This is a genomic window from Streptomyces sp. NPDC001750 (assembly GCF_042892615.1).
Classification (GTDB): domain Bacteria; phylum Actinomycetota; class Actinomycetes; order Streptomycetales; family Streptomycetaceae; genus Streptomyces.
Genome location: NZ_JBIAUE010000002.1, coordinates 616869 through 629321 on the forward strand (window position 1 = coordinate 616869; position 12453 = coordinate 629321).

10 protein-coding genes are annotated in these 12453 nt (G+C 71.5%); 2 read left to right on the plus strand and 8 right to left on the minus strand.

Annotated features, from left to right (window positions below; translation table 11 throughout):
- The first annotated feature begins 25 nt into the window (after positions 1–25).
- Positions 26–1450, plus strand: coding sequence for an AarF/ABC1/UbiB kinase family protein (locus ACFYY6_RS06025; RefSeq protein WP_351520282.1), 1425 nt, complete (start codon positions 26–28; stop codon positions 1448–1450).
- Between the two features lie 103 nt (positions 1451–1553).
- Here ACFYY6_RS06025 and ACFYY6_RS06030 read toward each other — a convergent pair whose 3' ends face one another.
- The 5 genes from ACFYY6_RS06030 to ACFYY6_RS06050 form a co-directional block, all read right to left on the minus strand.
- A complete protein-coding gene (locus ACFYY6_RS06030; protein WP_351520280.1) occupies positions 1554–1769 on the minus strand; it encodes a hypothetical protein in 216 nt (71 codons plus the stop codon).
- A gap of 253 nt (positions 1770–2022) precedes the next feature.
- Positions 2023–2382 (minus strand): hypothetical protein, encoded by a 360-nt coding sequence (locus ACFYY6_RS06035; protein ID WP_386607064.1) that lies wholly within the window; start codon positions 2380–2382, stop codon positions 2023–2025.
- Positions 2379–2747, minus strand: a complete 369-nt coding sequence (locus ACFYY6_RS06040; protein WP_351520278.1) for a WhiB family transcriptional regulator — start codon at positions 2745–2747, stop codon at positions 2379–2381. Before ACFYY6_RS06040 ends, ACFYY6_RS06035 begins: the two co-directional genes overlap by 4 nt.
- 196 nt (positions 2748–2943) lie before the next feature.
- Complete coding sequence (locus ACFYY6_RS06045; protein WP_351520277.1) at positions 2944–3270, minus strand: hypothetical protein; 327 nt, start codon at positions 3268–3270, stop codon at positions 2944–2946.
- A gap of 164 nt (positions 3271–3434) precedes the next feature.
- On the minus strand, positions 3435–5630 hold the full coding sequence (locus ACFYY6_RS06050) for an ATP-dependent DNA helicase UvrD2 (RefSeq protein WP_351634779.1): 2196 nt from the start codon (positions 5628–5630) through the stop codon (positions 3435–3437).
- A gap of 263 nt (positions 5631–5893) precedes the next feature.
- Between ACFYY6_RS06050 and ACFYY6_RS06055 the strand changes: the two genes are divergently transcribed.
- On the plus strand, positions 5894–6148 hold the full coding sequence (locus tag ACFYY6_RS06055; RefSeq protein ID WP_351525922.1) for a mycoredoxin: 255 nt from the start codon (positions 5894–5896) through the stop codon (positions 6146–6148).
- Between the two features lie 126 nt (positions 6149–6274).
- On the opposite strand, the gene nudC is transcribed toward ACFYY6_RS06055, so the two are convergent.
- The 3 genes from nudC to ACFYY6_RS06070 are packed head-to-tail and all read right to left on the minus strand — an operon-like array spanning position 6275 to position 12402.
- Positions 6275–7222 carry an NAD(+) diphosphatase gene (nudC, locus tag ACFYY6_RS06060; protein WP_351525924.1) on the minus strand — a complete coding sequence of 316 codons (948 nt, stop codon included), beginning with the start codon at positions 7220–7222 and terminating at the stop codon, positions 6275–6277.
- 55 nt (positions 7223–7277) lie between these two features.
- The gene (locus tag ACFYY6_RS06065; RefSeq protein ID WP_351634782.1) at positions 7278–8672 is read right to left on the minus strand and encodes a dipeptidase; all 1395 of its coding nucleotides are present in this window, start codon (positions 8670–8672) and stop codon (positions 7278–7280) included.
- 10 nt (positions 8673–8682) lie between these two features.
- Entirely contained in the window at positions 8683–12402 is a 3720-nt protein-coding gene (locus ACFYY6_RS06070; protein WP_351524262.1) for an ATP-dependent DNA helicase, read from the minus strand.
- Positions 12403–12453 lie beyond the last annotated feature (51 nt).

Here is a 12453-nt window from a genome sequence, read left to right on the forward strand (position 1 = left end):
GGCAGTCTGGGATATGGAGGGGCTCATGTCTGATCTTCCCCGGAAAGCGGTCACGCGTACCGCCAAGCTGGCAGCCCTGCCGTTGGGCTTCGCCGGCCGCGCCACCTGGGGCCTGGGCAAGCGGATCGGCGGGAAGTCCGCGGAGCTCGTGGCCCGGGAGGTGCAGCAGCGGACGGCCGATCAGCTCTTCAAGGTGTTGGGCGAGTTGAAGGGCGGCGCTATGAAGCTGGGCCAGGCGCTGTCCGTCTTCGAGTCGGCGCTGCCCGAGGAGGTGGCCGGACCGTACCGCGTGGCGCTCACCAAGCTCCAGGACGCCGCGCCTCCCATGCCCAGCGGCACGGTGCACGAGGTGCTGGCCGCCCGGCTCGGCGAGGACTGGCGGGAGCTGTTCCTGGAGTTCGAGGACAATCCGTCGGCCGCCGCGTCGATCGGTCAGGTGCACCGGGCGGTGTGGCACGACGGGCGGGACGTCGCGGTGAAGGTGCAGTACCCGGGCGCGGGGAAGGCACTGCTCTCGGACCTGACACAACTCAGCAGATTCGCCCGGCTGCTCGGTCCGTTGGTACCCGGCATGGACATCAAACCGCTCATCACGGAGTTGCGCGACCGGGTCTCGGAGGAGCTGGACTACGAGCAGGAGGCACAGTCGCAGCAGGCCCACGCCGAGGAGTTCGCGGCCGATCCGGACATGGTGATCCCCGGGGTGGTGCACCAGTCCGACCAGGTACTGGTGACGGAGTGGATGGACGGCGTTCCGCTGGCCGACGTGATCGCGAAGGGCACGCCCGAGCAGCGTGACCGGGCCGGTCAGTTGCTGGCTCGTTTCCTCTTCTCGGGACCGGCCCGTACCGGGCTGCTGCATGCCGACCCGCATCCGGGCAACTTCCGGCTGCTTCCTCCGGAGGAGGGAACGGACGGGGCCGACGAGTCCGGTGAGAGCACCGGGACCGGGCAGTGGCGGCTCGGGGTACTGGACTTCGGCACGGTGGACCGGCTGCCGGGGGGTCTCCCGCAGCCGATCGGGGACTCGCTGCGGCTGGCACTGGCGGGTGAGGCGCGGGCGGTGTACGAGCTGCTGTGCGAGGAAGGGTTCGTCAAGGAGTCGGTCGATCTCGACCCGGACGTGGTGCTGGACTACCTTCTCCCGATCATCGAGCCGGCGCAGGCGGAGGAGTTCACCTTCACCCGGAGCTGGATGCGCAACCAGGCGACACGGATCGGCGATCCACGCTCCCCCGCCTATCAGCTGGGCAAGCGGTTGAATCTGCCGCCCGCCTATCTGCTGATACATCGGGTGACACTGAGCACGATCGGGGTGCTGTGCCAGCTGGGCGCGACGGTACGGCTGCGTGACGAACTCGAATCCTGGTTGCCGGGATTCTTCTGGGAGTACGAGCAGGAGCCCATGGTCACGGAGGAACCGACCGACGACGTAGTCGCCGGGGCGTAGACGGCGGTCGGCCCGGCCGGCGCAAGCGAGGACCGGGAGGGGGCAGCCCGGGCGGCCGGGCGGAGACGACAGGACCCGGGGCCTGGCGGGCGCATCCCGGACGTCACCACCAGGCGGAGTCGAGACGGCTCTCGATCGCCCTGATGTGCGTGCGGGCGCATGTGTCGCAGACGTACTGGCGGCTGCCGTTCTCCACGGAGCAGGTCCAGGTCGCGGGTGGGGTCTCGCTGTTCGCGGACGCGCCGCACAGGGCGCAGACGACCACCGCGGCGTCCCGCCCGTCGGACCGCTCGTTGCGGGGATGCGTCTCCTCGTCCACCTCGTGACGATAACCCGATGGTCACCGTGGCACGCGGCGCGGCGCTTACGGCGGCGGGCCGTGGTCCCGCGCCGAACGACCGTGGGGCCGGTCCGAACGGACCGGCCCCACGGAAGGGGTACTGAAGAAAGGGTGCTGAAGAACCGGGCACGGGACCAGGTCCGTCGCCGCCGGGCGGAGCGGTCGCCCGGCGGGGGCGGTGCTGGTGAGGGGCCCGGGTCAGTGTCCTCCCGCGCTGGTGCCGAGAGGGGTGCTAATGCATGACCGCCATGGCCAGCGCTCGGCGGGCACGCATCGATACGCGCTCGGCCCTGCGCTGCATCCGACGCGCGTTGACCAGGCGCACGGCCCGGCGTTGCGTGTCGGCCTCCCTCATGCGCTCGTGCATATGAGCACGGGCCAGGGCTTCTGGGATGAGTTGCATCTCGCGGGTCCTGTTCTGGCGCGAATCGTTCGCACCGATGATCGTGACGTTCGGTGTTGCGGAGCCGACGGGCTCATGTGTGGGGACGGACATTGGTGCCTGATTTCGGGGATCGTGGGTGTGGGGACGGTCGATGGTTCCGGTGCGCTTCGTGGGTTTGGGGGCCATGCCCCCCAGTCCGGCGGTCACGCCGCGACCGGGTTCTTGCGCGGACGGCCCCGAGGCCGCTTGCGGGCGACGACGACGCCCTGGACGAAGAGCTCACCACCCCAGACGCCCCACGGCTCGCGCCGCTCCTTGGCGCCGGCGAGGCACGCCTCGACGAGCGGGCAGGTGCGGCAGAGGGACTTGGCGTACTCGACATCGGCCGGCGACTCGGCGAAGAAGACCTCCGGGTCGTAGGAGCGGCAGGGGACGGGTACGTCGAGGTTCTCGATGGCGTCATCGAGCGAGGTGAGCGTGGTGAGGGGGGTCAAGGCGGAGTCCTCCGTAAGGCCGGGCGGCGGGATCGGGTCGGAAAGCGGTACGGACGGGGCGTGCGCTTCGAGTTGCACGGTGGGTGGTGTCCTCGTCTGGTCGTTCCGGCCTGTTGGCCGGAGGGCGGCTGGTACCGGGTGCTGCTTGTCCCGAGGCTCCTTCGCGCTTTCCGTCCGCATGGACGGGCAGGCTGTCCGTCCGTTCGGACAAACAAAAGGGCCGCGGATCCCGAGTGGGGTTCCGCGGCCCTGAAGGCGCCGGCCTGATGCTGAATCAGGCTGGATCACTCCAGGGTTCAGGCCCACGGAAGGCCCACATCGTGTGGTGGTGCGTCGTCTGCTTCTTGGCGCCGGCTTCCACTCCCGCACCGACAGCGGCGAAGGCATAGGCCTGGGCCTGCCCCTTCGCTACTGCTGCTGCCGGTGCCTGAGCCGGTCGCTCATTGCGCTCCCGCACGGGGAAGTTCGCGGAGGACAGCGGGCTGACGGCGGACAGACCGGTGCCACGGAGCGAGAAATCGCGGGAGCAGACGAGGCCGAGCGAGCAGGCGGAGACGACCGAGAGATCGGTCATTTTGTTGGTCTTGATGATGCTGATCACTTCAATCGCCTCCTCTCGGCGTCTCGGGGGACCGGCGGACCGATCCTGCGTATTCGAATAAGTACAGCACAGAGCCAGGGCTTCAGAGAAGCCGCTGTCCCTGTGGTTAAGAACCTATGGTGATGACTGGGGCAGGCGCAAACTATTTTTCCGACGAGTTTCCCTCACGCCTCGCCGGAGGCGTCCGGTGTCTGCTCCTCCCCCGTCCCACCTGCGCAAATGGCGAGAACCGCGGTCCCGAAGCGGTTCAGCTTCCGCGTGCCGACACCGGAGATCACCGCCAGTTCGCCCGCGCTGCCCGGCACTGCCTCGGCGATCGCCATCAACGTCTTGTCGGTGAACACGCAATAGGGGGGCTGGCCGATCTCCTTGGCCCTGACGGACCGCCAGTCGCGCAGTCGCTCGTACAACGCCTCGTCCATGTCGGACGGGCAGTCGTCACAGCGCATCAGCTTCATCTCGCCCGCGTCGGTGAGGGTCTTCCCGCAGACCCGGCACCGGGCCGGGCCGCGCCGGGTGCGCCTGGCAACCGGGCCCTGGCGCCGTTCGGCGCCGCCGTCCACTGCCACCTCGATGTGCGGACCGCGGGCCGCCGTCCCGGGGCGCAGCCCGGTCAGGAACCTGCTCGGGCGGCGTCCCGCGCGTCCGCCCGGCGAACGGGCGAGCGACCACGACAGCGAGAGGTGGACACGGGCCCGGGTGATGCCGACATAGAGGAGCCGCCGCTCCTCCTCGATCTGCTCGTCGGTCCGGGCGTAGGCGATCGGCAGCATGCCCTCGGTCAGTCCGACCAGGAACACGGCGTCCCATTCCAGCCCCTTCGCCGAGTGCAGCGAGGCGAGGGTGACCCCCTGGACCGTGGGGGCGTGCTGAGCGGCGGCCCGTTCGTCGAGCTCCGCCACCAGGTCGGAGAGCGTCGCCCCCGGCCTGGCCCGTTCGAAGTCCTCGGCGAGCCGGACCAGTGCGGCGAGGGACTCCCAGCGGTCGCGCACCGCCCCGGAACCCGCGGGGGGCTTCGGTGTCCACCCCTTGGTGGACAGCACCGCGCGCACCTGGGCCGCCAGATCCTCCGCGTCGTCCAGCAGACGGTCGTTGCCTCCCGCGCGCGCGGCGCCTCGCAGGGCCGTGCCCGCCTCCCGCACCTCCGCCCGTTCGAAGAAGCGCTCCGCGCCGCGCAGCTGGTAGGGCACTCCCGCGTCGGCCAGGGCCTGTTCGTAGACCTCGGACTGGGAGTTGACCCGGTAGAGCACGGCGATCTCGCCGGCCGGGACGCCCGTGGCGATCAGGTCGCGCACGCGGCGGGCGGTGCCCTCCGCCTCCGCGGGCTCGTCCGCGTACTCCGTGCGGACGGGCTCGGGGCCGGGATCGCGCTGCGAGATCAGTTCCAGCCGGTGCTCGGCGGCGCGGCCGCGGGCCTGGCCGAGCAGCCCGTTGGCCAGATGGACGACCTGGGGGGTGGAGCGGTAGTCCCGGACCAGCTTGACGACGGTCGCGTGCGGGTGGCGGCTGCGGAAGCTCAGCAGGTGTTCGGGGGTGGCTCCGGTGAAGGAGTAGATCGTCTGGCTCGCGTCGCCGACGACGCACAGGCTGTCCCGGTCTCCCAGCCAGAGGTCGAGCAGCCGTTGCTGGAGGGGGCTGACGTCCTGGTACTCGTCGACCACGAAGTGCTGGTACTGGCGGCGGACGTGCTCGGCGATGTCGTGACGGTCCTGGAGGATGGCGACGGTCAGCAGCAGCACGTCCTCGAAGTCGATCACCGCGTGATCGCGCTTCAGCTGCTCGTACATGGCGTAGATCTGGGAGATCTCGGCCGGATCGCGCGGGGCGTCCCGACGGGTCCTGGCAACCACGGCCGGATAGTCGGCGGGCACCGTCTGGGTGACCTTGGACCACTCGATCTCGCTCGTGACGTCACGCAGCTCGTTGCGGTCGAGCCGGATGCGGCAGCGGGCCGCCGCCTCCGCGACCAGCTGGACCTTGCGCTCCAGCAGCCGCGGCAGGTCACCGCCGACCGCCTTCGGCCAGAAGTACTGGAGCTGGCGCAGCGCGGCGGAGTGGAACGTCCGCGCCTGCACCCCGCCCGCGCCGAGCTGGCGCAGGCGTCCGCGCATCTCGCCCGCGGCCCGATTGGTGAACGTGACGGCGAGCACGCTCGCCGGCTGGAGTATCCCCGCGCGCACCCCGTAGGCGATGCGATGAGTGATCGCACGCGTCTTGCCCGTACCGGCCCCGGCCAGCACACACACCGGGCCGTGCAGGGCCGTGGCGACCTCGCGCTGCTCGGGGTCGAGCCCGTCGAGCACGGCGTCGGCCGACTCGGGGACCTGTGGGAAGAGGGAGGAATGCGTTGCTGCTGTCACCCCGCCATGCTGCCAGGTCGCTCGTGACCGGTGCGGAGGTTGTCCACAGGGGCGGTCCGTCCGTCGTACTAATCGCTGCGCTCCGCGTTGCTCGTGGGGCTCCGCCCGATCGCGGGGCTCCGTACGGGGACGCTGTCGCGGGCCCGGTGTGAGATGTCTCCGGGCCGGGCGGCGGCGGGAATGGTGGTCGGCTCGCGTACGTTGCCCATCCGGGCGGACCGAGCAGGACCGCGCAGTCGGACGAGACAGAGGAGCGGGAAGAGATGCCGGGCACTGTGACGATGTACAGCACCACGTGGTGCGGCTACTGCCGTCGGCTCAAGAGCCAGATGGACCGCGAGGGCATCGCGTACAAGGAGATCAACATCGAGCAGGACCCGGAGTCCGCCACCTTCGTCGAGAAGGCCAACGGGGGCAACCAGACCGTACCCACCGTGCTGGTGGTCGGCTCGACGGGCGCCGAGGCCGTCATGACGAACCCGTCCCTGGCCCAGGTGAAGCAGGCGCTCGCCGTCTGATCCGCCGACGCGGCAACGCCCCTCATCGGTACCGGTGAGGGGCGTTCTCGCGTTTTCCGGTCGTCATCTCGCATCTTCCGGTCGTCGTCGCGTCTCCGCCGGTCGTCTCGCGCCCGGCAGATGTGCTCAGCCGACGCTGCCCGGCTTGGGAAGCGGCTTTCCGTACCACATCTCGATCAGGCGGGACGCGATCGAGATGCCGTACGGGGGCAGGACCTCGCCCGATTCGAAGGCCGCGGTCAGTTCCTCGCGGGAGAACCAGCGGGCTTCCTCGATCTCCTCGCCGTCCACGTCGATCTCGGCGGAGGTCGCCCGCGCCATGAAGCCGAGCATCAGGCTGGACGGGAACGGCCAGGGCTGGCTGGCGACGTACTCGACCTCGCCGACCGTGATGCCCGCCTCCTCGAAGACCTCGCGGGCCACGGACTGCTCGATCGACTCTCCCGGCTCGACGAACCCCGCGAGCGTGGAGAAGCGGCCCTCGGGCCAGTGCACCTGACGGCCGAGCAGCGCGCGGTCCTGGTCGTCCGTCACCAGCATGATGACCGCGGGGTCGGTGCGCGGGTAGTGCTCGGCGCCGCAGGTCGGGCAGCGGCGGATGTGGCCGGCCGCCGCGATGACCGTGCGCTCCCCGCAGCGCGAGCAGAAGCGGTGCAGACGCTGCCAGTTCTCCAGGGCCACCGCGTGCACCATCAGTCCGGCGTCCCGGGGGCCGAGCAGCATCCCGGCCTCGCGCAGCCCGGCCGGGCGGGCCGGCTGGTCCATGCGGCCGGGCAACGAGTCCTTCTGGAGCGCGAAGTAGCTGACGCCGTCCGCGTCGGTGCCCAGGAAGTAGCGGTGGGTCTCGGTGAGCGGGGCCTCGAAGGCCGGTGTCATGACGATCTCCGTACCGCCGTCGGCGGTGTCGTCGATCAGCACCTGTCCGCCGGACACGACGAAGACGCGCGTGGTCGGGTGGCTCCACGCGGCAGCCAGCCACGCCTCGTCGAGGCGGTGGTGCGCCGCGCGGTCGATGCCACTGGGCGCCGTGAGACCGATGGGCCGGTCCGTGACGGCGTTGTCGAAGGTGCTCACAGGTGCTTCCTACTCCCCGGGACGGTTCGGGTGTTCAGAGGGCTCGGCGAAAAGCTCAACGGAGTGCCTCGGCCAGCTCGCCCCAGAGGTGGGCGGTCGTCTCCACGCCCTTGAACAGCAGGTCCAGTTCGACCTTCTCGTTGGGGGCGTGCCAGCCGTCGGAGGGGACGGAGATGCCGAGGAAGAGAACGGGGGCGCCAAGGACGTCCTGCAGGTCGGCGGCGGGCCCCGAGCCTCCTTCGCGAGTGAAGAGGATCTTCCGGCCGAAGGCTCGTCCCATCGCGCGGGAGACCGCTCGCAGGGCGGGGTGGTCCAGCGGCGTGAGGCAGGGGCGGGTGGCCGGGGAGAAAGTGATCCGGTGTCGGATGCCGGCCGGGATCCGGGCCTCGGCCCAGGCACGGACCACCTGCTGGATGTGGTCGGGGTCCTGGCCCGCGACCAGCCGGAAGCTGATCTTCACCAGGGCGGAGGAGGGGATGATCGTCTTGCTGCCCGCGCCCTGGTAGCCGCCGCCGATGCCGTTGACCTCTGCGGTGGGGCGGGCCCAGACGCGTTCCAACGTGGAGTAGCCGGCCTCTCCGGACGCCGACCGGGACCTGGCGGTGCGCAGCCAGCTCACCTCGTCGAAGGGGAGTTCGGCGAAGAGTGCGCGCTCGGCCTCGGTGAGCTCCGTCACGCCGTCGTAGAAGCCGGGTATCGCGATCCGGCCGTCCGCGTCGTGCAGCGCGGCAACGAGCCGGGCCACGGCGGTCGCGGGGTTGGGGACGGCGCCGCCGAACGAGCCGGAGTGGATGTCCTGCTCGGGGCCGTACAGCTCGATCTCGCACTCGGCGAGGCCGCGCATGCCCGTACAGACCGTGGGGGTGTTCTCGTCCCACATGCCGGTGTCGGAGACGATCACGGCGTCGGCGGCGAGGCGGGCGGCCCGTTCCTCGACCAGCGCGCGGAAGTGCGGCGAACCGGACTCCTCCTCTCCCTCGATCAGCAGCTTGAGGTTGACGGCGGGGGCGGTACGACCGGTGGCGGCGAGGTGGGCCCGGACACCGAGGGTGTGGAAGAACACCTGCCCCTTGTCGTCGGCGGCACCCCGCCCGTACATGCGGCCGTCGCGGATCACGGGCTCGAACGGGTCGGTGTCCCAGCCGTCCTCGCGGGCCGCGGGCTGCACGTCGTGATGCCCGTAGACGAGGACGGTCGGGGCGTCCGGGTCGCCGGACGGCCACTCGGCGAAGACGGCGGGGGCGCCGGGGGTGTCCCAGATCTCGGTGACCGGGAAGCCGGTCTCCCGCAGCTTGGCGGACAGCCACTCGGCGCTGCGCCGTACGTCCCCGTCGTGCTCCGGCTGGGCGGACACGGACGGGATGCGCAGCCAGGAGGCGAGGTCGTCGAGGAAGGCTGTGCGGTGCTGCTCGGTGTACGTGTGGACGGCGCTGTCCGGGGTGTCGCTCATGGTGTCGAGCCTATCGGCCGTCGGGAGGTGGCTCGTCCAGCAGGATCCGCTCCAGTTCCGCCCGGCCCGGGAGCCGGGCGGGCCGTACGGTCTCGCCGCTGCGCACGTACAGGAACGTGGCCGTGACGGCGGTGAGGGGCAGATCGTGCAGTTCGGCCCAGGCCAGGCGGTAGATCGCGAGCTGGAGGGGGTCGGCGGTGCGGGTGCGGGTGGTCTTCCAGTCGACGATCTCGTACGTGTCCTCCCCGGTGCGGTAGACGGCGTCGATCCGACCCCTGATCACCCGGCCCGCGAGGGTGATCTGGAACGGGGTCTCCACCCGGTGGGGAGTTCGGCGGGCGTACGGGGTGCGCTCGAACGCCTCCTTGAGCGCGGCGAGATCCCGCTCGTCGGCGATCTCGGCCTCGCTCTCGTCGCCGCCGGGCAGCTCGTCCGGGCCGAGCATGGGCAGGGGAAGCTCCTCGAAGCGGGACTCCACCCAGGCGTGGAATCGGGTGCCCCTGCGGGCCGCGGGCTGTGGTGGCCTCGGCATGGGGCGGGCCAGCTCCCGTGCGAAGCCGTCGGGGTCGTCCGCGAGCTTCAGCAGTTGGGTGGCGGAGAGCGCGGGGGGTACGAGGACGTCGCGCACGGTGGCGCGGGCGCGGCGCAGTTCGCCGGTGAGGGCGTCGAGGTCGCGGTCCCAGGAGGCCAGCACGCGGGTCTCCTCCGGGGTGAGGCGGTGCGTCCCGGGGGTGCGGCGTGGTTCGGGAGGACGGGGGGCCTCCTCGGCGTGCTCGGGGACACGGGCCGCCGGGACGGAGGTGGCGGTGCCCGGAGCGGAGGCGGGTGCGGAGGCCGGTGCGGGCGGGCGCTCCGTCGACAGGGCGTCCCAGTCGTCGGCCCGGTCCTCGGCCCCGTCGGGGTATATCTCGTCCGGATATGCCTCGTCGGGGTACGCCTCCTCCGGAGACGTCTCGTCCGGATACGGCTCGTCGGCGGGGAAGGAGGCGTTCCCGTACGGGTCGTCGTACGGATCCGGGGCGGTGGCCCGCGTCCCGTACGCGTCCGGGCCGGCCTCCGTCGCGGTCAGGGCGTCCAGATGCGCCAGGACCGTTTCGGCGGCGGCCCTGCGGCGGATCAGCGCGGTGTCGTCGAGGGGCAGCGGCCATGCCCGGTCGGCCTGCTTCTCCTCCAGCGCGGGGTTCTTCTCGCCCTCGGCCGGTTCGTCGGCCCATGCCTCGATCTCGCCGTGTCCGGCCGCGCAGTGCTCGTACAGCGCGTGCAGGAAGGCGGACGGGCCGCGCGGCTTCTTCTGGGTCGGCCCCCACCAGTGGCCGGAACCCAGCAGCAGCGATCGGGGCCTGGTGAAGGTCACATAGCCCAGGCGGAGCTCCTCTGTGTGCTGATGCTCCTTCATCGCCTCCTTGAACTCCTTGAGCCCCTTGGCGTCCGGGGAGTCGAGGGCGGGGAGCGTGGCCGTGTCGCCGCGCAGGGCGTGCGGCAGGACCTGGGGCTGGGACGTCCAGGCGTCGCGGGACTGGCCGCTGGGGAACTGACCGGCGACCAGTCCTGGCACCGCGACGACGTCCCACTCCAGGCCCTTGGACTTGTGCGCGGTGAGGACCTTGACGGTGTTCTCGCCGCCCGGCAGGGCGTTGTCCAGGCCCTTCTCGTACTGGACGGCGGTGCGCAGGAAACCCAGGAAGGCGAGGAGCGTGGCCTCGCCCTCGACGGCGGCGAAGCGGGCGGCCACGTCGAGGAAGTTGGCCAGCGTCTCGCGGCGGCGGGCGGCCAGCGCGTGCGGCGACGCGGAAAGCTCGACCTCCAGGCCGGTGGTGGCGAGGACCCGGTGCAGCACGTCCATGAGGGGATCGGCCAGGGAGCGGCGCAGATCGCGCAGTTCGGCGGCCAGGTGGGCGAAGCGGACGCGGGCCTCGGCGGAGAACGGCAGCCCGTCGTCCGCCTCGCCGCCCGATTCGAGGAAGGTGTCCAGCGCATCGGCGAGCGAGATCACTTCGGCCGGGTCGGTGCCTTCGACGGCCTCGGCAAGGCGCCGGTCGGGGTCGGGGCCGTCCTCGTCGCCGTGGCCCGCGCGGTGCACGAGGAGGCGGGCCCGACGGCCGAGGAGGGCCAGGTCCCGGGGGCCGATCCGCCAACGGGGGCCGGTGAGCAGCCGGACCAGGGAGGCGTTGGCCCCCGGGTCCTGGAGGACCTCGCAGACCGCGACGAGGTCGGCGACCTCGGGCAGGTGGAGCAGCCCGGAGAGGCCGACGACCTCGACCGGGACGTCACGGGCCACCAGCGCGGCGTGGATCTCCGGGAAGTCGCCCGCGGTGCGGCACAGGACGGCGATCTCGCCGGGGTGCTTGTCGGTCCTGACGAGGTGGGCGATGGAGTCGGCGATCCAGTCGATCTCCTCGTCGTGGGTGCGGAGCAGGGCGCAGCGGACGGTGCCGTCGCGCTCGGCCCCCGGGGCGGGGCGCAGGGCCTCGACCCCCTCGTGCATGGCGCGCAGGGGCGCGGCGAGGCCGTTGGCGAGGTGGAGGAGCCGACCGCCGCTGCGGCGGTTCTCGCTGAGGGAGTAGCGGGTGGCGGGGGTGCCGTCGGCGTGCGGGAAGTGGAGCGGGAAGTCGTCGAGGTTGGCGACGGAGGCGCCTCGCCAGCCGTAGATCGCCTGACAGGGGTCGCCCACGGCGGTGACCGCGTGGCCGGTCGGCGTCGCGTCCGCCGTCTGCCCATGGCCGTTCCCCGTCTGCTGGTGGCCGTTCCCCGTCCGTCCGTGGCCGGTCGGCGTCGCGTCCGCCCATGTGGTCCCCGGCGCTTCCATCCGCGCGGTCCGCGTCGTCCCTGTCCCTGCGGTCACCGACGCCGCGTCCGGTCCGCGGCCGAAGAGGGCGGAGAGCAGGAGCCGTTGGGCGACCGAGGTGTCCTGGTACTCGTCGAGCAGCACGACCCGGAACTCGTCGCGCAGGATCGCCCCGACCTCTGGGCGGGTCAGTGCCAGTTCGGCGGAGAGCGCGATCTGGTCGCCGAAGTCGAGGAGGTCGCGGCTCCTCTTGGCCTCGCGGTAGCGCCGGGTCAGGTCCAGCAGCTCGCGGCGGGCCCGCGCGGTCTCGGGGATCTTGCGCAGCTCGGCGTTGGTGAGCCGGGCCGTTTCGAGCGTCTGGAGCAGATCGGTGTCGTACTCCGCCAGTTCCTCGGGCCGCACGAGGTGCTCGGCCAGTTCGGCGTCAAGGGCCAGCAGATCGCTGACCAGTGTGGCGAACGACCTGGTCAGAGCCGGATACGGACCGGGGGCCTCACGCAGTACGCGAGCGGCGAGCTGATAGCGGGTGGCGTCGGCGAGGAGGCGTGTGGTGGGCTCCAGCCCGATGCGCAGTCCGTGTTCGGTGAGAAGCCGGCCAGCGAACGCGTGGTACGTGGAGATGCTCGGCTCGCCGGGCGGGTCGTCCGGATCGATGACGTCCGGGTCGGTGACCCCGGCGGCCACGAGGGCCTTGCGGACGCGTTCGGCGAGCTCGCCCGCCGCCTTGTTGGTGAAGGTGAGCCCGAGGACCTGCTCGGGAGCGACCTGTCCCGTCCCCACCAGCCACACCACGCGCGCGGCCATCACCGTGGTCTTCCCCGACCCGGCTCCGGCGACGATCACCTGCGGGGCGGGCGGCGCGGTGATGCAGGCCGTCTGCTCCGGGGTGAACGGGATCCCCAGGAGTTCCTTCAGCTGCTCGGGATCGGTGATACGTGGGGACACCCGATCGAGGCTAACCGGCCCCACCGACAACGTGCGGCGCCGAGCCCTTCG

Coding starts and splice junctions, on each gene's coding strand:
- ACFYY6_RS06025 (WP_351520282.1), top strand. CDS start 26: ATGTCTGATCTTCCCCGGAAAGCGGTCACGCGTACCGCCAAGCTGGCA.
- ACFYY6_RS06055 (WP_351525922.1), top strand. CDS start 5,894: ATGCCGGGCACTGTGACGATGTACAGCACCACGTGGTGCGGCTACTGC.
- ACFYY6_RS06065 (WP_351634782.1), bottom strand. CDS start 8,672: ATGAGCGACACCCCGGACAGCGCCGTCCACACGTACACCGAGCAGCAC.